Source organism: Streptomyces sp. NPDC127108 (genome assembly GCF_042677545.1).
In the GTDB taxonomy this organism is placed as follows: domain Bacteria; phylum Actinomycetota; class Actinomycetes; order Streptomycetales; family Streptomycetaceae; genus Streptomyces.
The window spans coordinates 1-19,734 of record NZ_JBHXTE010000001.1; the positions used below are offsets into that span (position 1 = coordinate 1).

The 19,734-nt window shown below is 69.0% G+C and carries 16 protein-coding genes; 8 read left to right on the forward strand and 8 right to left on the reverse strand.

What is annotated here, in order from left to right:
- Positions 1–60: 60 nt before the first annotated feature.
- The 4 genes from ACFVHO_RS00005 to ACFVHO_RS00020 form a co-directional block, all read right to left on the reverse strand.
- Positions 61–993 carry a CU044_5270 family protein gene (locus ACFVHO_RS00005; RefSeq protein WP_385707716.1) on the reverse strand — a complete coding sequence of 311 codons (933 nt, stop codon included), beginning with the start codon at positions 991–993 and terminating at the stop codon, positions 61–63.
- Positions 990–1,712 carry an RNA polymerase sigma factor gene (locus ACFVHO_RS00010; protein ID WP_385707719.1) on the reverse strand — a complete coding sequence of 241 codons (723 nt, stop codon included), beginning with the start codon at positions 1,710–1,712 and terminating at the stop codon, positions 990–992. The genes ACFVHO_RS00005 and ACFVHO_RS00010 overlap by 4 nt, the downstream gene beginning before the upstream one ends.
- 76 nt (positions 1,713–1,788) lie before the next feature.
- On the reverse strand, positions 1,789–2,265 hold the full coding sequence (locus ACFVHO_RS00015; protein WP_385707722.1) for a GNAT family N-acetyltransferase: 477 nt from the start codon (positions 2,263–2,265) through the stop codon (positions 1,789–1,791).
- 162 nt (positions 2,266–2,427) lie between these two features.
- Positions 2,428–3,198, reverse strand: coding sequence for a site-specific integrase (locus tag ACFVHO_RS00020; protein ID WP_385707724.1), 771 nt, complete (start codon positions 3,196–3,198; stop codon positions 2,428–2,430).
- A gap of 168 nt (positions 3,199–3,366) precedes the next feature.
- Here ACFVHO_RS00020 and ACFVHO_RS00025 point away from each other — a divergent pair, with 168 nt between their 5' ends.
- The gene (locus tag ACFVHO_RS00025; RefSeq protein WP_385707727.1) at positions 3,367–4,503 is read left to right on the forward strand and encodes a hypothetical protein; all 1,137 of its coding nucleotides are present in this window, start codon (positions 3,367–3,369) and stop codon (positions 4,501–4,503) included.
- 306 nt (positions 4,504–4,809) lie between these two features.
- On the opposite strand, the gene ACFVHO_RS00030 is transcribed toward ACFVHO_RS00025, so the two are convergent.
- The 3 genes from ACFVHO_RS00030 to ACFVHO_RS00040 form a co-directional block, all read right to left on the reverse strand.
- The gene (locus tag ACFVHO_RS00030; RefSeq protein WP_385707730.1) at positions 4,810–6,951 is read right to left on the reverse strand and encodes a hypothetical protein; all 2,142 of its coding nucleotides are present in this window, start codon (positions 6,949–6,951) and stop codon (positions 4,810–4,812) included.
- 212 nt (positions 6,952–7,163) lie between these two features.
- On the reverse strand, positions 7,164–8,159 hold the full coding sequence (locus ACFVHO_RS00035; RefSeq protein WP_385707733.1) for a hypothetical protein: 996 nt from the start codon (positions 8,157–8,159) through the stop codon (positions 7,164–7,166).
- Positions 8,160–8,682: 523 nt separating this feature from the next.
- Positions 8,683–9,870 carry a serine hydrolase domain-containing protein gene (locus ACFVHO_RS00040; protein ID WP_385707736.1) on the reverse strand — a complete coding sequence of 396 codons (1,188 nt, stop codon included), beginning with the start codon at positions 9,868–9,870 and terminating at the stop codon, positions 8,683–8,685.
- 769 nt (positions 9,871–10,639) lie between these two features.
- Here ACFVHO_RS00040 and ACFVHO_RS00045 point away from each other — a divergent pair.
- The 3 genes from ACFVHO_RS00045 (at position 10,640) to ACFVHO_RS00055 (ending at position 14,338) form a co-directional block, all read left to right on the forward strand.
- Positions 10,640–11,170, forward strand: coding sequence for an EF-hand domain-containing protein (locus ACFVHO_RS00045; protein ID WP_385707739.1), 531 nt, complete (start codon positions 10,640–10,642; stop codon positions 11,168–11,170).
- A gap of 220 nt (positions 11,171–11,390) precedes the next feature.
- Positions 11,391–11,717: a hypothetical protein gene (locus ACFVHO_RS00050; protein ID WP_385707742.1), complete on the forward strand. Its 327-nt coding sequence runs from the start codon at positions 11,391–11,393 to the stop codon at positions 11,715–11,717.
- A gap of 869 nt (positions 11,718–12,586) precedes the next feature.
- Positions 12,587–14,338 (forward strand): non-ribosomal peptide synthetase, encoded by a 1,752-nt coding sequence (locus ACFVHO_RS00055; protein WP_385707745.1) that lies wholly within the window; start codon positions 12,587–12,589, stop codon positions 14,336–14,338.
- Positions 14,339–14,651: 313 nt separating this feature from the next.
- On the opposite strand, the gene ACFVHO_RS00060 is transcribed toward ACFVHO_RS00055, so the two are convergent.
- Positions 14,652–15,074, reverse strand: coding sequence for a winged helix-turn-helix transcriptional regulator (locus ACFVHO_RS00060; protein ID WP_385707749.1), 423 nt, complete (start codon positions 15,072–15,074; stop codon positions 14,652–14,654).
- Between the two features lie 89 nt (positions 15,075–15,163).
- Between ACFVHO_RS00060 and ACFVHO_RS00065 the strand changes: the two genes are divergently transcribed.
- The 4 genes from ACFVHO_RS00065 to ACFVHO_RS00080 all read left to right on the forward strand — a co-directional run bounded on the left by ACFVHO_RS00065 (position 15,164) and on the right by ACFVHO_RS00080 (position 19,734).
- A complete protein-coding gene (locus ACFVHO_RS00065; RefSeq protein WP_385707751.1) occupies positions 15,164–15,988 on the forward strand; it encodes a polysaccharide deacetylase family protein in 825 nt (274 codons plus the stop codon).
- Positions 15,985–16,911: an NmrA family NAD(P)-binding protein gene (locus tag ACFVHO_RS00070; RefSeq protein WP_385707754.1), complete on the forward strand. Its 927-nt coding sequence runs from the start codon at positions 15,985–15,987 to the stop codon at positions 16,909–16,911. The genes ACFVHO_RS00065 and ACFVHO_RS00070 overlap by 4 nt, the downstream gene beginning before the upstream one ends.
- A 324-nt stretch (positions 16,912–17,235) precedes the next feature.
- Positions 17,236–19,140: a twitch domain-containing radical SAM protein gene (locus ACFVHO_RS00075; RefSeq protein ID WP_385707757.1), complete on the forward strand. Its 1,905-nt coding sequence runs from the start codon at positions 17,236–17,238 to the stop codon at positions 19,138–19,140.
- Between the two features lie 33 nt (positions 19,141–19,173).
- Complete coding sequence (locus tag ACFVHO_RS00080; RefSeq protein ID WP_385707759.1) at positions 19,174–19,734, forward strand: hypothetical protein; 561 nt, start codon at positions 19,174–19,176, stop codon at positions 19,732–19,734.

Genomic DNA, 19,734 nt, shown 5'->3' on the forward strand with positions numbered 1-19,734 from the left:
ACCGCACCGCGCGGTGCGGTGCCCCGGGCCGGTGGCGCAGCCACGGCGCCGTACGGCCGATCAGCCGGCCGGAGTCTGCCCCAACCGGTCGACGACGTCGACATCGAGGAGCGCGACGTCGTCCGAACCGAGGTAGGCGAGGCGCTTGTCGAAGACCCAGACCTGCCGGTCCTCGCCGTCGCCGAAGGCGAGCCCCACGCCGGAACGGCCGGACGCGTCCTTGGCGTCGTCGACCACGGTGATGCCGGGGATCCGGGCGGCGGCGCGGTAGAGGGTGGCTCCCACGTCGGGCAGCAGGGTGGCCCCCTCGAGCATGCTGCCGATCATCTCCAGGGCGGCTTCCTCATGGGTGGGACCCTGGCCCTCGGTCGCTGACCAGACCTTGTCGTAGAGCTTGCCGGGGTCGGTGGGCAGGGCCTGCAGCTCCCGGTGGGTGGTGGCGTTCGGGTCGGCCTGGAGCCGCATGTCCGTGGTGCCCTTGCCGGAGGGGCCGGACAGGACGGTGGTACGGGCGAGCCCGTCGCGCCTGCCGTCGACGGCGTGCCAGTCCGCGCGACGGAAGGTGTCAAGGCCCTTGTCCGTCAGGTCGTCGGTGCCCTGGATGAGGGTGTAGACGTACTGGTCGTCCCGTACGGCGGGGGCGTCCTTGGCGGCGGTGACCTTGGCGATGCGGTCAAGGAGCGCGACGGCTTCCGAGTCGGTGGCGGGCTGGGCCGGGCCGTCGTCGCGGACGCTGAGGACGGCGGTGAGGACCGCGGCGGCGGTGACGGGTACGGCCAGCAGGGCCACCGCACGCCGCAGCCGCCGGGGCGGGACCCGGCCGGCGTCGGCCGGGCCAGGGGTGGGGGTGGGGGCTTCGGTAAGGGTGGGGGCTTCCGTGGTGATCTCCTGCATGAGGTGCGCCTCCATCTGCGTCATCCGGTCGCTCGACAGGACCGGGGCACCCGGCCTTGGCAGCAGCCCGGCCAACTCCTGGCGTTCTGTGGGATTCATCGGTCTCTCTCCTGTGCCGACCGGGCCGTCGCGGCTCGGTCATCCGGTTCCTGTCCGCGGGCGGGGAGGCGTCTCGTTCTTCCGTCGATCACAGTCATGTCCCTTCCGGCCGGTGCCCCGGTACGGCGCGCCAGTTCGCTCTCGGCCAGCCGCCGCAGGCGCTGCCGGGCGCGGGCGAGCCGGGAGCGCACCGTGCTGACCGGCACCCGCAGGGCCGTTGCGGCGTCGGCGTAGCTCAGCTCGGACCAGACGCACAGCGCGAAGACCTCGCGTTCGCGGGGACGCAGTTGTCGCAGGGCAGCCGCCGCGGCGGCGAGCCGGTCGGCGTCCTCAAGACGGCCGATCAGGGTGTCGGTGAAGTCGGGCACCGTCCCGGTGCCGGACCGTCGGTCGGGGAGGCGATCGAGGGCGGCCTTGTGCCGCCTGGCCGCTCGGCGGGTGTTGCGCAGCACGTTGGTGGAGATGCCGAACAGCCAGGCCCTCAGACCGTCGTCGTTGTCGTCGTGGCGGGCCCGTGCGGCGAAGTCGTCGTCGTCAAGGAGTTTCTCCCGCAGCCGCCAGGCCTCCAGGAACGTCAGCGAGACCACGTCCTCGGCCGGGCCCGGATCACCGAGCCACCGTGCGGCGTGAGCGTGCACGGCCTGCGCGTGCTGCCGGAAGAGGTGGGCGAACGCCTGGGCGTCACCGGCTCGTATGCGAGCGCGTAGGGAAAGGTCCACGTCGCCTCCTGTCCGCCCACCGCGGGCCGTCCCGGTGATGTGCGTCACAGCAGGTTCGGCGACGGCCCATCGTTCATCAGCAGGCGTCGAGCGGCAGTTCCAGCAGTTCCTGCGGAGTCTCGAAGCCGGAGCGCCGCCACAGAGGGCTGCTGCGATCGGACGGCCAGACGATCAGGGTGTCGAATCGGGCGCCGCGGCAGTGCTGCTTCAGAGCGTCGAGGAGCGCCGAGCCGGCTCCCCTGTTCCGTTGCGACGGCATGACGTAGAAGTTCGTCACGTAGCCGACCGGAGCACTGTCGCCGTACGGATCAGGGAACCTCTCCACCAGGCACAGGAAGACGTGACCGCAGATCTCGCCCCCTGTCTCCGCGACCCACGCCAGCCACCGGCCGTCAGCGAGCCGGTCGCGGATCCAGCGGTCCGCCTCCTCCAAACGCCGGTCGGCAGCGGGCGGTTGCCCGTCGTGGTCCTCCTGCTTGAACATCCAGCGCAGCTCGGCCAAGCGGCGCGCATCAGCAGGACAGGCGGGGCGCACGGTCAGATCGGTGGTCACGGAGGAAGTCTCACTCCGCATCGCGGTGGAGCGCATCGACTTTTCTCACGGAGCACCGCCACGCATGACCAGGCACCGCCACGCGTGACCGGGCACTGCCACGCATGACCGGGCACGGCCACCAGCCGTCCAGGGCGCCTCACCACCAACAGCGGCACATCATCAACCAGGCCTGAACGGGCCGGGGGTGGCGGCAAGGCCGTCGCAAGTGATGGTCGGGGCGATCTCGGCAAGCAGGGGGTGCGTCGCGGCGACGGCGCGCATCAGGGTTGTGGGGGTGGTGTGGCTGTCGAGGCGGCGGCCGCGGTTGCTGGTGAGCAGTGAGCCGGTGTCCGGGCTGCTGTGAGGGAGCGCGGTCCGGCGGTGGGGAAGGTAGTCGTCCACGGCGAGGGCGACGGGCGGGGGCACGGCGCGGATCTCGCTGCCGCCGCCTTTGAGTTGGACGCGGGCGGTGGTGCGGTGCCGTTCGCGGATCCAGTCGTCGAGGTCGAGAGCGACGGCCTGGTGGGCGCGGAGGTTCATGGCGAGGATGAGGTGGCCGAGGGCGCGGGTGCGGTGCGGCAGGGGGCCGGTGTAGTGGTCGAGGGCGCTGAGGAAGAGGGCGGCTTGGGGGCGGGTGAGGGCAGGACGGCCGGGCGGGAGGTGGGCGACGGGCGGGCGGAGGTCGCGCGCGGCGGGGTTGTCGATGAAGGCGTCGTAGGTCTGGGCGTGGTGGTAGAAGCCGCGGAGGGACGATATGCGGCGGGCCTTGGTACGCGGTTTCGCACCGTCGGCGGACCAGGTGTCGACGTCTGTACGCTCGGCGCACCAGGTGCGTTCGCCGACGAAGGCGAGCCAGGCACGCACCTCGGCGCGGTAGGCCGCGCGGGTGCTCTCGCTGAAGGGGGTTCGCCTCAGCCAGTCGTCGAGGACCTCGTGAGGGTCTGGGCTCATGCGCAGGATCGTAGGGGCAAGCCCGGCAGTCGGTTATCCCAAGTGGGGATTTCGGGGGTTCCCGTTCCCGCAGGTCGGAGTGCTGTTCGAGAGGGCCTGTCGCACCCGCACGGTTTTCGCCCCAAGAAGTAGGAGGGCCCGACGGGTTCAGAGACCGAGGAGCGCAGTATGAGCACAGCCAGCACCGCAGCGGTGGACACCGCAGGAGAGCCGCCCGAGCAGGACACGCTCGCCCAGCTCCTGCTGCTCCGCCGGCACTTGCGAGAGCTGGAGGCCAGCCCCGTCATCACCGGCGCCCACAAGGTCGCCCGGAACCTCGGCCCGGTCCTGGAACCCGTCTGGGGCCTCCTCGCCGGCTGTGACGACGGCGTCGGCTACCTGCGGCAATACGGCACAGGCCGGACCGCGCCCGCCGCGGAGAGGGCCAACGCCGCCGTCGCCGCGAAGGCGGTCCGCGCCTACAGGAAGCTCCGCCTCGTCGGCCCCGAACGACACCAGGTCTGGGCCGCGCTCGCCAACCCGGCCGACGCTCTCCTGCGGACCGCCAGTTCCCCGCTGCCCCTTCCCACGGAGCAGGAAGGCATCACCACCACCCTGCACATCGGCGTCCGTCCCGCTCTCCCGGCCGTCCTCCACCTCGACTGGGACGACGACCGTGACGTCGTACCGGCGCTGCGCGCCGTCCTGCGACGCTGGTGCGATCTGGCGCACCGGGCAGGTGGCACGACGGGAGAGCTGTCCCGCATCACCCTGGCATCCGCGCTGCTGGCCCGCGGCGCCGCACTGGACGGCGACACCGCCACCGTCAGCTGGTTCATCGAACGCTGGCTGGGACTCTTCCCGACCAACGCCCGCGTCGACGGCGCCATCGCCGTCCTGCTCGAGAACGACTGGACCCGCAACCGCGTCGACAGTCAGCTCTCCATGGTCATCGACACCGTCACCCAACTACGCCTGGACGCCTCCCACCAGCACCGGCTTCACCGGCCGGCCTGGGAGACCCAGCTGAGGGGGATGCCCGTGGCGCTCCTGGCCGACCATCCCTTCGAAGAGCCCCAAGACCCTGAGGACCCCGTCGAAGCCGCGGCTCTGAGTCTGCTCAAGGAGCAGGTGTGGTCCGTCCTGGACACGCTGAGCGAGAGGGAGGCCGGTGTGATCATGCAGCTCGTCATGGAAGAGGCCACCCTCAAGAACACGGCGATTCTCTACGCGACCACGACCCATCAGATCAAGAAGATCCGGGAGAAGGCCATGGGCAAGCTACTGCACGGCGCCCGCCGCGACATCCTCGAGGGCTGCCTGTAGCCCTCCCTCCCAAACCCCCGTTTCCCTATGTCTTCTGAGCCGCAGGGGCACCTCATGACCGTCGTGATCGACACGGGCGCAGGACTGATCTTCCTCACGTCCTGCGCCGCGGGTTGTGCCGTCTTCCGGTACACCCGCAAGACGTCCACCACCACTCCGCCGTCCGGCGACCTCCCAGCCGCCCTCACGGCCGCGTCCGCTGTTCTCGTAGCCCTCGCCTTCCTCTTCGGAGTCAGCCCCGACAGCGCGGAACAGCAGTCCGACAGGGCACCGGCCCGGCCGCCGACCACGACTCCACTGGGCCGGTCAGGTACCGGCCTCCCCGTTGACGCTCCTGCGGGTCTCGTCCACTTGGCGACGCACGGTGTCGACGACATGCGGCCTGAACTTCGACTCGGCGTGGCGCAACAGGTCGTCAAGGACGCTGTTGGCCTGCTCGGAGTCTCCCCTCTGGGCGTGCGCACGGGCCAGGCGGCGCATCACCATGTTCAGGGTGATGTTGTCGACTCCGTTGCCGTGCAAGGACGCCTCGACGACGGGTGAGAGCAGGCCGACAGCCTGCTCCGGGACGGCGGGGCGCACGCGCAGCGCGCTCTTGTCCGGCGTCAGGTACTTGAAGTCCCGCTCCGCGTTGAGCCCTTGGACCATGCGGGCGTAGACGGCGAGCGGGTGCTTCTCGTAGTGCTGCACGACTTCCTGCAGGGCGTCGTTGCCGGCCTGGAGTGACGGCGAGTCGGATCCGCGAAGGGCGAAGAGGGTGCCCTGTTCCTCGCCCAGCATCAGCTCGCCGACGTGCTGGTCGGTCTCGTTGTGGGGACTGCGGACGATCGTGCGGAGTACGGGGGAGACGATGCGGGATCCGTCCGAGGCGACGTAGGCGGCGCGCAGCAGGTAGGTTCCCGGCTGCTCGAAGTAGTGTCCGTCCTGGCCGTATCCCACGTAGGCGCTTGCGTACACCGGTGGCCCGTCCGCGCCGATGCGTACCGTGGCGTCCGCGTCGACGCACCGGCGCATGAGCGGCCGGTAGAGCAGTGTGCGGCCGGACGGCTGCCGGATCGCGATGCTGACCAAGTCGTAGTCCGGGTGCAGGAAGTCGTGCGTGTCGCGTCCGCGCAGGTCGGTGGTGTCCAGCTTGAGTTCCACGACGACTGGTTCACCGAACGCGAAGGCCTTCTTGCCGCGCAGCTCCAGGCGCAGTCCGGACTCGTCCACCACGGGTTGGTCGAACAGGTCCGGGTCGATGTCGGCGGCGCCCCTGCCGAAGGCGTTGGCGCCCATGATCACGTCGCGGTAGAAGCCGTGCCGCAGATGCGTGATCTCGTTGGCGGTGAACTGGAAGGGGAACGCGCTCCAGTAGGCCGCCGTTCCGGAAGCACCACCGCCACCGGGGTTGTAGTTCTGGGGGTAGTTCATCCACGACAGGTCCCCGAATCCGTTGTTCGGGCCGAGCGGCGCCGGGGGTGTGGCGAGGCCCTTCTGCCAGGAGTGCAGCAGGTTGAAGGCGTGTCCCAACTCGTGGACGTACGTGCGGAGCTGGGCGCGCACCGTCTCGGGGTCGGCGCCCTGGATGATGTCGTGGAAGACGGCGCAGCCCTGGCGCTGGTGGGCGTCCTGGGCGTCGAACATGATGCCGCGGACACCCGGATTCCCCTCATAGCGGCTGGCGACCAGGAGCCACACGTGCCACTGCGGTACGTTGCGCCACAGGCTGAAGTTGGTCTGCATGGCGGCGTGCAGTTCGGCGTTGTTCCAGCCGTCCGGGCTGTCGCCGAGGACGTTGGCCGCGCCGGACACCAGCACGTCGATGCCCGCCTCGGCGTAGGCCCGCGGCACCGTCAGGGTGCGTGCCGGGCTACCGGGTGGCTGAGGCAGTGACCCGGTGTCGTACGACACGAAGGGCACCTTGCCGGCGACGGAGTCCTGTTCCCAGCGCACGGTGCGGAAGTACGGCGACTTGTAGGGGCAGTTGTGCGTGGCGCCCACCTGGCCGGTCGTCCTGAGGAACTGCACGGTGGCGGGGGCTTGCTGCTGGCCGGTCTTCCGGCGGGCGATGGTCACCCGTACGACCGGGAAGCTGGTCGACGCGGTGAAACGGCCCTGCCCGGTGATCGTCACCTGGGTGGGCGACCAGGTGACGGTCGGCGCGTGCACGACGAAGGAGCCCGCGTAGCTCGTGGTGCCGCCGCCGGATTGGAAGAAGTCCCCGCTGACCTTCCGGAGCGTCCGGGGGCCGTCGACGTCGACTCGCAGCTCCAGGGCGTGGGTGCCCGCGCTGCGGTAGCTGCCGCGCACGAGCAGGTAGGAAGCCGCGGCAGCGGCAGTGGTGGTTTCACTGCTGATGTCCACCGGCGGTTCGTCGACCGGTGCGTCGGAAGGGTCGGTGTCGGGAAGTTCGAGCATCACGGATTCCGTGGTCTCGGCCGTGGGATCGCCAAAGGGAGTGGACATGGTGCTCACTTCTCCGATCTCATGGGTGAGCTTTCCGTAAACGGGGAAGGACGGTCCGGCCGTTCGGCCGGACCGTTCACGGGTGGTTCTTTTCTGAGGCTCCGAGGTTTCCTGTTCGCACGGCGTCTTTCTCGCGGCACCACTCCCCCGTTGCCCGCAGGCAAGCAGGCAAGGAGAGTTGGTACCGCAGGAAACCGCTTTGCGAAAACCGCTCAGCGAATGACGATCGAATGGTGCGTCTGGAACAGACCGCACCATTCGTTGTAGGGGCGACGGTCGCACGTGTACGGATTCGTGATGGGGCGACCGGAGTTGTCGACGTCGCGTGCCGGTGTCCCACCCGGCTTGTGGGCCCAGTAGCCGCCCGGGTGCAGGCGGTACCAGTGGTAGTCCCGGATGTTCCCGGGGAAGGTCCCGGTGACGAGCGCAACCACGTAGCGCAGCGACCCCGCCGGCTGGCAGTTGCCCCAGATCCGCAGGCCGTCGCGTTGCGCCCCGAGGGAGACCTCGCTGCAGCGCACGGTGCGCGGGATGGTGTAGCCGTGTGCCCGGCCGGGCTGGGCGAACGTGTTGGTGCGGCGGTTGACCGCGAAGTTGTAGCAGTTGTTGTAGGGCTGGGTGTCGGGGCGGTTCCAGAACGCCGGGTTGTAGGGCGTCACGTCGTACGCGCAGGCCAGCGCGGCCCGGTGCACGAGTGCCTGTAACTGCTTCTCGACCTCCGCGGCGTCCGTCTCGGAGACGCCGCCCGCCTCGGCGGGTTCGATGGTGGTGGCCCCGCCGGCCCCCTGCCGCGCCGTGCGCCGGATGTCCTCACGGACCGAGTCGCGGAAGTCCTCGGGGTAGCTCTCCTCTGCCGCCGCTGTGTCGCTGTCGGCCTCGGCCGGACGGCTCTCGCCGCCTTCGCCGAGCTGGTCGACCGGCATGGTCGCCAGCAGTTGCTCGGCGACCTGGGCACCGGCGAAGGGATCGCGGGCACCGCCCCCTGCGATCTTGAAGACCGAGGGCAGGCCCGCGGTGTCCAGGTCGTCGGTGATCTCCACCTGGAGGCCACGGAACCCGAGTCCGGAGAACCCGCTGGACACTTCCGCCACCGCGGCTCGGTTGTGTGCCAAGAGCTGGATCAGCTCCCGCACCTGGTCCTGGTCCTGAATTTCCCACGTGGGGTTGGCGCGCCCTGAGAAGATGTCCACAGTGATGCGCAGGCCCATGATTTCCCCCTTCGTTCCCCGCTCAATAGCTGGAACGTCCAGCGACCCCCGTAATGGCGCATCGGATGACGGGTATTCCCCCTGAGTGACCGTCACGCAAAAAGGGGTGCTCGGCTCTGGATGGTCGTAGGGGATTTGTACGGCGGCCCCTAAGGGCAGTCAATGGATTCGTATGAGCCCTCGCAGTGTTCGCACACTTCCGGCCATCGCCCCTGGTCCGAGGGAATCGGCACAAGAACACCTTCGCCCCCAGCTCTTGGCGCGCCCGAGGGCCCCCGGAATCGATGCCGTCGCGAATTCCTGCGCCCACGGTGCGCGGCCCGTCGTTCCGACGAGGCTGTCGACCGCAGTGGCAGGCGCAAGGAAACAGAAACCGGAAGCACCCGTGAACCGAACATCTGCGCACGTCAGACAAGTCTGGCGCTGATCGCCGTACGCTTCGGGTGACTTGAGTATGGCCGGGAAAGACCATGCTGCTTCCGCCGGTCGAGAGCCCTGGAAGCGAAAACAGAAGCCCTCGACGCTACTCCTGCTTGCTCCGCGCCGGGATCTTGCCGCAGAACTCAGCCTCGACCACGTCGGTGTACATCGAGCTGTCCCGCAGCCAGTCGCCATTGATGTTGAACGTCAGCTGGTGCTTGCCGTCCACCGTGCCGACCATCGCCGAGAGCGAGCCGTTCGTACGGCCGGTCTTGCCCACCACCTTCACTCCGCAGGACAGCTTCGCGAACTCGACGCCGAGCCCGTATCCGCGGTCCTCCCCGTCCGGTACTTCGTTGAGCATCTCCTTCATCTGGGCCTTCGGCAGCAACTGGCCGTGTATCAGGGCACGTTGGAAGCGGCTGAGGTCGCCGGGCGTGGAGATGATGTCTCCTGCCGCTCCCAGCCAGGTCATGTTCTGCTCCGTGGCGTCGACCACTTCGGCGTCGGGGGCCTCCTGGTGGAGCCGGGAGTACCCGACGGGGTGCGGGGTCGGCATCTGCGGTGCCGTGCCGGGGAACGACGTCCCGCGCAGCTTCAGCCGGTCGATGATCCGCCGGGTGACCTCCTGCGCGTAGCCGTGGCCCGTTGCCTTCTCGATGACCATCCCGGCGATCACGTAGTTGGTGTTCGAGTACTGCGGTGACTTCTCCGGGGCGGGGTGCGGCGGCTGCTTGAGCGCGGCCGCCACGAGCTCTTCGGGGGTGTAGGTGTCGTACCGGTGTGCCGGGAAGCCGGGGCCGGAGGAGTTGTGGGCGATGGTGGGGTCATCGGTGTAATTGGCGATGCCGCTCGTGTGGTTGAGCAGTTGGCGCAGTGTGATCTCGCTGCCGTCGTACCCGTTGCCCTGGACCAGGCCCGGCAGCCACGACTCGACGGTGTCGTCCAGGCTCAGCCTTCCCTCCGCCTCGAGCTGGAGCAGGACGGTCGCGACGAAGGTCTTGGTGATGCTGGCCCCGCGGAAATGCTCGGCGGTCGATCGCTCGCGCCCCGTGGCGGTGTCGGCGTACCCGACCGTGGCGGACCAATTCCCCTTGCTGTCACGGACCTTGGCGATTGCTCCGGGCTGCTCCCCCTTCTCGACCAGCGCGCGCAGCGCGGCCCGGGTCGCTTCGTGTCCGCGATCCGTCCGCTCCGCCGCGTGTGCCGAGGGAGCGACGGTGACCGCCCCCAGCAGTGCGACCACTGTCAGCGCGAGTGAGGTGGTGGTACGTGCAGCCGGCTGCTTCATAGGTGTTGTCTCCAGGTCGTCGTCTCTCAGGGGGCGGGTATGCCCCCTGTGATGTGTGTGACGTCGACCTCACGCTGCACGGTTGATCAATGAGGCAAGGACGGGACCGTGGTACTACGCGAACAGGACCAGGGGCTCACCAGGTCCCGCCACGTCGCACCAGGGCGTGACCAGAACCTGGTGCATCGAGGTGGGGTCGCACACCACGTAGACCGGCCACGGCCCCAACCGGATGCGCACGGGGTGCCGTGAACGGGCACGGCCGCCATGAATTCCGGCGGTGCCCTGCCGATCGCGGCGACGTGGCCGAGCAGGGGCCGCTCCGGGGACGGTACCGACTGTGAATGTGGCTGCCATGGGTTCGTAGATCTTTTCCACGCAGCGACTGTCCGCCGCAGGGAACAGCGGGGAGACCGCCTCGGATACTCAGGAGATCACCACGGATGCTCACCGATATACGCTGTCAAGATTGCTTCCGCCGCCGCACGCGCACAACGTGCGTATCGAGCCGAAATCCACCGCCCAGCCTGTCTGTTCAGATCGTGGCCAGGATGCCGGATCATTGCCGGGATCATTGTTGAGATCATGCCGTGGAAGTCTCGTTTCGGCCAGCGCGGCCCGGATCGCCGCTGGCCGCCGACATGGCTTGATGAATTCTTGTCGCCGCATCGGCGGTCCACGTACTTTTTCGGGACGACTGCGAGATCCATCTCGTGCCCTACGTGTTCCACATTCGATCGTGGGGTTCATCGATTCACGTGGAGCGGAAATGGCGACATCCGACAAGGGACAGGTCTTCGAGTACCGCTTCGATTACTTTGACGCGAACAAGGACGGCCGCATCGACCGCTCGGACTTCGAGCAGGAGGCGAACAGGCTCATTCACGCGTTCGGCGCCGACACGGAATCCCCTCGTGCGCGGGCAGTCATGGACGGCTCCTTGGCGGTCCACGATTACATCATGCGCAAGGCGGGCTCGAAGTCCGGGTCGCTGAGCCGCGAGGAGTTCATCGCCGTGTCGACGGCGACCGTCACCGATCGGGGCCCCGCGGGTTTCGCGGAGGTCCTGGCCCCGTACGCCTACGCCTGCGCGAACCTGTGCGACGTCGACGGCAGCGGTGAGATCAGCCAGGAGGAGTACGCGCGGTGGCTCACGGTCATCGGCGCTCCGGCGGAGAACATCACCGAGTCCTTCCGGGCGATGGACACGGACAAGGACGGAAAGGTCTCCATCGACGAGTTCGTGGCGGCGATGAAGAGTTACGTACTCGGCGAATCGGCCGTGGGGATGTTCGGCTAGCGCCGCCATGGGGAGCGCCTGTCGCCAGGACAGGCACACGTCGGCCGGAAACGTCGGCCGGGCCCCGTCGGCGGGCGTTCCGCCACGGCTGCTCCGCACTGCACGCGGCGTGCGGGCGCGCTCTGCGCTCGCACGATTTCTCGTTTTGCGCCTTCCTTGAATCGCACGGTCCGCTGCGCAACAACCCTCGATCTCGTCATCGCTGGAGGAGCACCACACCATGCCCGTGACCACTGTCGACGACCTGGTGAGCCGGATTCACAACGCGACCAGTCCGGGCCGGAATTTCCCCATGTCCCTGGAGAAGCATCACCTTTCCACCGAGAGCGCGCCGTTCCAGGAGACGGTGGACGGCGAAGAGAACCACGGCGCCGAATTCGCTGCGATGGCGCAACACGTTGTCGACCGCGCCGCCGGACACGATGTCTTCGCCGACATCCACGACCAGGCCGCGCTCGCCGACTCCGGCCGCTATGGCGTAGCGCTCGGAGACCCCGAGACGCACTCCATGCTGGAGCACCCGGCGGAAGACCTCGTGTCGGCCTGAGTCCGCTGTCATCACTTCGGCACTTCGACTCGTCCGGTGATCGCGGTCCGACCGACCCGGACCTCGAAGGCATCTTTCACACCGTGGTGAGCGTGTATCTGCTCCCCGACAAGCGCACGGAACAGGAACTCTCCGGCATGTGCCGGACGGCACGCGGCTCGCCGAGACCCCAAGGCGGGCGCTTCCTCACCGTGGCACCAACCCCGATGAGTCGATGACGCCGCCCTGGTACGAACCCTACGAACACGAAGTCGTGGGCGCCGGGCGGACGAGGACGAAGCGGCCTGGCCGGCTGCCGCGCGCACCGACGGATTCCTACCGGGCGCGCCCGCGTCCCGAACCCCTGTCCTCGATCTGCCGGAAGGCACGGCATGGCCTCCACGAGCGTGGCTCACGACCGGTCGTTGAGCATCTGCGCGTTGTCGGCACGCGGCATGCGTCGGGACGACCGAACTCCGTTCGCCCGCCTGAGTGGAGAAGCCCCCGTCTGCTGGGACCCGTACGCGGGCACCTGGCTGGTGGCGAGCCGGGCCGAGGCCTTGAGGGCGTGCACGGGACCGGAGTTCAGCGCCGTGCGCCCTTCGGGGGCGGCCCGGCACACCGCACCGGGTGCTCCCGGGGACTCGCAACCGCGCGTCGCCGCTGTACTGGCCCGGCAGGCGCTCTCCCTCGACGGCCCTGCGCACGCCGACCTCGCCGCGACGCGCACCGGCATCGACATCGCCCCCAACCGGCACGCGCACGCCCACCGTGCGAACCCGTCCGACACTGACCGACGCGTCCGTGGCCTGGTCGGACAACCTCAACCTGCCGTGCCCGCTCCGCGTTCCGATCTCGCTGAGCGGCCCCACCAAGAAGGGAAGACCCTTATGAGCCTGTCGAACAGTACGTCGACAGGGCACCCATCCGTCCTCGCCACGGACTCCGTGATCGACATGGTCGACGAACACGTATGCCTGCGTCCCGCATCCACCGCCGTCGAGGGCGCCGACGGCCGTGTCGACTACGCGACGCTCTCCGCCCGCGCCGACGCGTGCGCGCGGGCCCTGCGGCAGAGAGGGATACAGCCCGCCGAGCTGGTCGCCGTGCGGATGACGCCGTCGACCGCGGGCGTCAGCGCCCTGCTCGGTGTGATGCGGGCCGGAGGCGTTCTGGTGCCGCTCGACCCCTCCCAGTCACCGCTGCGGCAACAGCAGATCATCGACGGCGCACGGATCCGGCTCGTGGTGTCGGCGGACGGGAACACAGGGCCGCACTTCTCCGGGGCCGGGGAGACGTCCACGGTGACCGACACCGGCAACACTCCCCACACCCTCGATCTGCTGCCCGGCCCCGCGTACGTCATCCACACCTCCGCAAGCACGGGCGTACCCAAGGGCGTGGTGTGCACCCACGCCGCGCTCGCCAACGTCGCCCGCGCGCAACGCGCGATCTTCGGGATCTCTCCCGGGACCAGGGTGGCGCAGGTGGCGCCCTGGTGCGTCGACGCCGCCCTCTTCGAGATGATCCTGGCGCTGGCCTCAGGCGCCTGCCTCTGCGTCGCGACGCCGGAGGACCGGTACCCGGGTCCACTGCTGGAACGATTCCTCACCCGGGCACGCGCCACGGCCGCGGTGCTCACACCCTCGTCCCTGAGCGCCCTAAGACCCGACCGGGTCCCGGACCTGCGCCTCGTCGTCAGCGCGGGCGAGGCCCTGCTGCCGGACCTGGCCCGGACCTGGGCGGCCCGGGGCCGACTCGTCAACATCTACGGGCCGACCGAGGCCACCATCTGGTCCACCTACGCCGAACTCGACGAGCACACGATCGGGACGGGCGCCTCGGTGCCCCTGGGCCGGCCCCTCCCCGGCTGCTCCCTCACCGTCCTGGACCGGAACTTGAGACCGGTCCCGCCGGGCACGCCCGGCGAGGCCTGCATCAGCGGCATCGGCCTGGCCGCCGGGTACCTCGACCAGGACGAGCTCACCGCGGCACGCTTTCCCACCGGCCCCTCCGGCCGCGTCTTCCGCACCGGCGACATCGTCGTCCAGGACGGCGGCCCGGACACGCTGCGATTCGTCGGACGCGAAGAAGACCAGGCCAAACTCGGCGGCCCCCGGGGCGAACTCGGCAACGTGCGCCACACCCTGGTCCGGCACCCGACCGTCCACGACTGCGCGGTGCGCGAGGACGGAGACCGCCTGGTCGCGTACGTCGTCCCCACCCACGGGGCCGAAGTCGACCGGTACGTCCTCACCGAATGGGTCGAACATCGGCTCCCGCTCCACATGGCGCCCAGCCTGTACGTGCCCATGGCGGAGCTTCCGTCGACCGCGCGGGGAAAGCTGGACGTCGCCGCGCTGCCCGCTCCCGACGAAGCGGTCGCCGCGCAACAGGACCGGACCTCGGCACCGCACGCCGCGACCGAGAACTATCTCACCGCCCTCGCCGCCGAGTTGCTGAACGTCCCCGCGGTCTCCCCACGCGACGACCTGTTCCTGATCGGCATGACGACCCTGACCGTGGCCCAGCTACTGGGTCGTGTCCTTGAGGAACTGGGCGTCGGCATTGAGCCCGTCGACGTGTTCGAGAACCCGACCCCTGCGGAGCTGGCCACCGCCCTGGACACGCGCGACAAGTGAGCGGCATGAGCGTACATGTCAAGGCGGCCGACCCCGCGAGCCCGTCCAGCCACGGGCTCTGGTTCACCTACGTCACCCACCGGTCGGTCCCGCGCCGACGTCTGCTGTGCCGGGCGGGCGCGGGCAGCGGACCGTCGGAGTTCCTGACCTGGCCCACCGGATCAGCGCCGAGCGGCCCCGGCACGTTCACGGGCTCATCGCCTCCGGTCTGGCCGCGCCCGCTGGACTGGCCGCACGGTCGCAGATCAGCCGCCTCGGTGACGCCGAGGCGGGCGCCTCCGGCCTCGACGCATGACCGATCGCGACCTGATCATCAACGAGATGACTCACGATCTGACGGTTGCTCGGACTGCGACGTCGCCCGCCCAGTGAGCTCCTGGCGTCGCACCTCGCGGTTGGACTCCTGGAATCCCACCACGGTCGCGCCGTGCTCGTGAGCCCACTCGGTCAGCGTGGTGATGGGCTCCACCAGCGTCCGGCCCAGGTCCGTCAGCACGTACTCGACCTTCCCGGCCTCGGCGTGGCGGTCGACCAGGCCGTATCCCTGCAACCGCCGCAGCGTCTGGGTCAGCACTTTCCGCGAGACCCCGCCGATCAGGTCGACCAGCTCGCCGTGCCTGCACGCCTTCCGGCTCAACGCGAACAGCACGACCACCGCCCACTTGTCGGCGATGATCTCGACCGCCAGCCGAGCCGGGCAGTCGGCGAGGAAGACGCTGCCGGAGTACTCACGCATGCCCCGACGGTAGCCCGCGGCCAGGAACCTGGAGGTACCTGCCCCCTCACTAGCGTCCACGGCGGAAGCCACCGAGTGGGGGGAACCGAATGAGGGCAGTAACCGGCTGGCCGGGCGGGCGGAAGGTCGTCGCGCTGGTCACCGTCGCGTTGGAACAGTGGTCGCCAGGGCACTGGCCCGCTTACGCGCCGATGGCCGCGGCGTGGCCGCTGTCCGGCATCGACGACACGCACAGCGCCTCCTGGGCGGACTACGGCGTCAGCACCGGCATCCGGCGGCTGCTCGACGTCCTCGGTGACCTGCCCGCCACCGTCGGCGTCAACGGGCTGGTGGCCGAGCGGCACCCCGAGACCGTTGTGGCCGTGCACGAGGCGGGCCACGAGATCGCCGCGCACTCCTGGGCCCAGGACGTGGTGCCCGCGCTGCTCGATGTCGACGCCGAACGGGCCAACATCCGTCGCTGCACCGACATCCTTCGCCGCGTCACCGGCGTTCGCCCGACGGGGTGGATGAGCCCGCGCGCCACCGGTTCGAGGCACACCGAGGACCTGCTCGCCGAGGCCGGCTACCGCTGGACCGGCGACCACGGCGAGCACGACCTCCCGCAGGTCCTGTCCACCGCCCACGGTCCTCTGGTCTCCCTCAGGCACAGCGACCACTCCGACGTCCGTGACGCCGCGGCCGGACCGTACACGTACCGCGATCTGCACTGTGAGCTGCTGGACCAGCTGCTCGCCGCCCCCGGCCCGGGTGTCTTCCCCCTGACCGTCCACGCCCACGTCGCGGGCCGACCGCTCCTCGCGGGCATGGTCGCGCAGATCCTCGACCACATCCGGGAGTCCGGCGACGTCTGGGTCGCCACCCACGCCCAGGTGGCCGACCACGTCCTGACACACCAGGGAGGAACGCCATGACCCACGTCCTCGTCGTCGGCGGCACCGGAGCGATGGGCAGCCACGTGGTCCAGCACCTGTTGGCCACCACCGACGCCACCCTCACCGTCCCCACCCGCCATCCGGAGTCCGCCCGCGCCACCGGACTCGCCGCCACCACGCCCGACCGCGTGCGACTGGTCCGCTCCGCCCCGACGGCCCTCGAAGCCCTGATGGGGCAAGCCGACCGCGTGTTCGCCAACACCGACTTCTTCGCGACGGGCAGCGCCGTGGGTGAGTACCGGCAAGGGCTGCGCTTGCTGGCCGCCGCACAGCGGGCCGGCGTGGAGCGTTTCATCTGGTCCTCGTTGGACAGCGCGGTGTCCCTGACCGGCCGTCCCGTCCCGCACTTCGACAGCAAGGCCGCCGTCGCCGCGCACATCGACCTGATGCGGTCGGAGGAAATGCTCCGCAAGGAGACCGACGGCTGGTACACGGACCACGTCTCGGTACTGACCACGGCGCCGTACTTCGAGAACCTGCGGGACCGGCTCACTCCCCGACCGGACGGCCGGGGCGGGGTGACCTTCAGGCTCCCCCTCGGCGCCGCCCGCTACCCGCTCGTCGCCCTCGACGACATCGCCTGGTTCGCCTGCCACATGTTCGACAACTGGCAGTCCTGGGGATCCCGCGACCTCGCGGTGATCGGCGACAGCCTCACCGGCGACGAGATCGCCGCCACCTTCGCTCAGGTCACGGGCACCCCCAGCGCCTACATCCCGATGCCGCACGACGAACTGCGCGCCACCGTCCCCGACTTCAGCCACGACTACACAGCGATGTTCCAGTTCTTCGCGGACCGTGATCTCTACGCCCGGGACCGGGACATCGCCCTCCTGCGCCGCCTGCACCCCGACTTGATGACCTTCGCGGACTGGTTGAGGCACACCGGATGGACAGGATGAACACCCCCACATCATGCGCGCCGAACAACGCAGCCCCTGTTCCCAGGGTTTTCGAATTAGGATCGCGCCATTCCGGGCGGGAATATTGTGTACTGAAGATCAGAGTGGGGCGCGAGAAAAGTCATCTCCCAGGCGTTGCCCCCGAGTGAGGCGGCACAATCTGCTCGCCCTTGGGACGCGCGGTATGGCTGGTCTTCATCTGTGGGCACTCATTCCTCATGGCGGACTCTCAGGCCCCTCCGAGAGAATGCCGTGCGACGAGGCTGGTTCGGTTTCCCCGGCCGACCGCTGACGTTCTTCATCTGCTACCCGCCGGGAGCCTTGATGAGTCAGAAGCCCGAGAACAGGACTCCGCTCTGCATCGCCCCCTTCGTCTCGCTGGCCGTCTGGGCCGATGGCGAGTCGGTCATCTGCTGCGAGGACAAGGGGCCGCAGGCCGGTCGTCTGGGCTCGGTCGACGACATGTCCCGGCTGGTCAACAGCGAGAAGATGCGCAGCGCCCGCCGGCAGTTCCTGCGCGGCGAGGTGCCGGAGGGCTGCCGGGCATGCCTCGACGAGGCAACGCGCCAGCCGACCGTGCACACCTACTACCAGGAAAAGTTCCAATGGGGAGAGGTCGCGGACGCCTACGACGAGACGACCGGCGACGTCAGTCGAACGCAGTATCTGTTGATCGCCCTCAGCAACCTCTGCACGTACAGCTGCCGGATGTGCTTCGACAAGCTCAGCACACGGCTGAATTCGGACCGCCACCGAATGCTGGGCGTGGAGCCGGTCGGGTACCGGCGCAATGACATCGACAAGGTCATCGATTTCATCCGGGCGAATCCGATCCGTATCGTCACGTTCCACGGCGGCAACCCCATCAACGAGCCCCGCTTCCTGGACGTGCTGAACGAGCTTTCGAATGACGTGTCCGTGGAGATCATCTCGAACGGTTCCACGCTCACCTCAGGAAAGGTCGACATCCGCCCGCACCTGGCGCGATTCCGGCACGTTCATTTCAACGTCAGCCTGGACGGCACACGGCGGACAACTGAATACGTGCGCATGCACAGCGACTTCGACGACGTGTTCCGCCACTTCACGGAGATCAAGTCACTGCCCAACACGACCGTCAACCTGCACAACACGATCACCAACCTCAACCTGTTCGACCTGCCCGCGTACTACACGATGGTCCTGTCAGGGCAGTTCGCCGACGCCGACTCGATCTCCAGTTACATCGCCACGGTGCCGGCCGTCCACCGGATCTCCACGCTCCCACCCGAGCTCCGGCAGCTGGCGCGCGAGCGTATCGAGGACTTCCTGCTCGCTCTTGGCGACGCGGGTCGGACGACGCCGACGGACGCGTTCGACTTCAAGGCGAACAACGCGCGGGCGTACGCGCGGAACGTCCTCCACCGGATCGACTCGGTTCCCTATTCCCCGAGTCTCTTCGCCGAGTTCCTGGCTCTGACCCGGAGGACCGACGCGTTCTACGGCGTCGATCCGCTGCCGGAGTACAGCGATTACCTCACACCCGACGCGTCCGGCCCGTCCGGATCGTCGGGCCCGTCCCGGGCGAGGTCCTCGTCCTCCCCCTCATCCGCTTCCCAGCCTGTCGCTCCCGATGCGGTGGCGGCGAAGGGAGTCGTCGTGTCGCACCATGCCCCCGAGCCCGCCGAGGACCCCCAGGCCCTCGCGGGCCCCTGCCCCTACGTCGGTCAGCGTTCGTTCCGGGTGTCCGAGTGCATTTTCGCCTGGAACGCCGCGTACTTCCAGAACTGCACCGCTGTCACGGTACGGATCCAGCTCAACCCCGACGCGGGTATCACGCCCGCCACGATGGCGACGCTGCGCCAGACGTGGGAGACCGGCATCGAGAACAAGTGGAGCAACCACTTCGTCTGCGCCGGGCCCTACGGCACCTCCGTCATCACCGTTGACGTGCAGTGGGTGACCTCCAGCCCGCACCACGTCGTCCGGGTGCGCCAAGGCCCCGCCCAGACCGACATGACGACGTGGGACACGTCCGACAGCGGCGACGTCGCCGCACACGAGTTCGGCCACATGCTCGGCAATCCGGACGAGTACTCCGACACCCGCTGTCCGAGCCGCAACCCCGTCAACACGGGAACGGTCATGGACAACAACACCGGACCGGCGCTGCAGCGCCACGTCAACCGGATCTGTGTCTCGGCGCCTCTCACGGCCGAGGTCTTCTCGATCGGCCTGGATCTCATCTAGACCCGACTGCTTCACGACGAGGACGAGGACGACATGAGGGTAACCATCGAATCCTTTACGCGGCCCGACGTCGAGCGCATGAGGGCCGCGGTCGCACGGCTGGCCGACGGGGGCGATCGAGAGGGCGCCGACGACGTGACGTTCGACCTGTACATCTCCGGCGGCTGCCCGGGGCAGCGGGTGGATTTCCGGGCTTCGGTCCCCTCCGGGGGCGAGGCCGAGGTGACCCATGTGGACGAGCTGCGGGACGTCGACGAGCGGTTCTCGGAGGCGGTTCGCCCCGCGGAACTGGCGGCGCTGGCCCGGCACTTGGACGTCGCGTCCCTGATGGAGCTCCCGGCGAACGCGGACGAGGGGTACGTGCCGGACTCGCTCATCGGCTCGGTCGCCATCACCTCGGCGAACGCCCGCATCACCCTGTGGTTCCCCGTCGAGGACGAGGATCCTCCGGAGGGCGACGAGGTGGCGCTGAGGATCGACCGGGGGCAGGTCCCGTTCGTGCTGCGCGCCTCGATGGCTCCCGCGAGCGTCCGCCCGGCCTTTGCTCAGTTGGCGCAGGTCATCAACCGGCTCACCGGCCGCCCGCAGCGCTGA

Excerpts from the sequence above, each read along its gene's own strand:
- ACFVHO_RS00075 (WP_385707757.1), top strand. The coding sequence starts at position 17,236 with ATGAGTCAGAAGCCCGAGAACAGGACTCCGCTCTGCATCGCCCCCTTC.
- ACFVHO_RS00030 (WP_385707730.1), bottom strand. The coding sequence starts at position 6,951 with ATGTCCACTCCCTTTGGCGATCCCACGGCCGAGACCACGGAATCCGTG.
- ACFVHO_RS00065 (WP_385707751.1), top strand. The coding sequence starts at position 15,164 with ATGAGGGCAGTAACCGGCTGGCCGGGCGGGCGGAAGGTCGTCGCGCTG.
- ACFVHO_RS00080 (WP_385707759.1), top strand. The coding sequence starts at position 19,174 with ATGAGGGTAACCATCGAATCCTTTACGCGGCCCGACGTCGAGCGCATG.
- ACFVHO_RS00025 (WP_385707727.1), top strand. The coding sequence starts at position 3,367 with ATGAGCACAGCCAGCACCGCAGCGGTGGACACCGCAGGAGAGCCGCCC.
- ACFVHO_RS00055 (WP_385707745.1), top strand. The coding sequence starts at position 12,587 with ATGAGCCTGTCGAACAGTACGTCGACAGGGCACCCATCCGTCCTCGCC.
- ACFVHO_RS00040 (WP_385707736.1), bottom strand. The coding sequence starts at position 9,870 with ATGAAGCAGCCGGCTGCACGTACCACCACCTCACTCGCGCTGACAGTG.
- ACFVHO_RS00060 (WP_385707749.1), bottom strand. The coding sequence starts at position 15,074 with ATGCGTGAGTACTCCGGCAGCGTCTTCCTCGCCGACTGCCCGGCTCGG.
- ACFVHO_RS00005 (WP_385707716.1), bottom strand. The coding sequence starts at position 993 with ATGAATCCCACAGAACGCCAGGAGTTGGCCGGGCTGCTGCCAAGGCCG.
- ACFVHO_RS00020 (WP_385707724.1), bottom strand. The coding sequence starts at position 3,198 with ATGAGCCCAGACCCTCACGAGGTCCTCGACGACTGGCTGAGGCGAACC.
- ACFVHO_RS00035 (WP_385707733.1), bottom strand. The coding sequence starts at position 8,159 with ATGGGCCTGCGCATCACTGTGGACATCTTCTCAGGGCGCGCCAACCCC.
- ACFVHO_RS00050 (WP_385707742.1), top strand. The coding sequence starts at position 11,391 with ATGCCCGTGACCACTGTCGACGACCTGGTGAGCCGGATTCACAACGCG.
- ACFVHO_RS00045 (WP_385707739.1), top strand. The coding sequence starts at position 10,640 with ATGGCGACATCCGACAAGGGACAGGTCTTCGAGTACCGCTTCGATTAC.
- ACFVHO_RS00070 (WP_385707754.1), top strand. The coding sequence starts at position 15,985 with ATGACCCACGTCCTCGTCGTCGGCGGCACCGGAGCGATGGGCAGCCAC.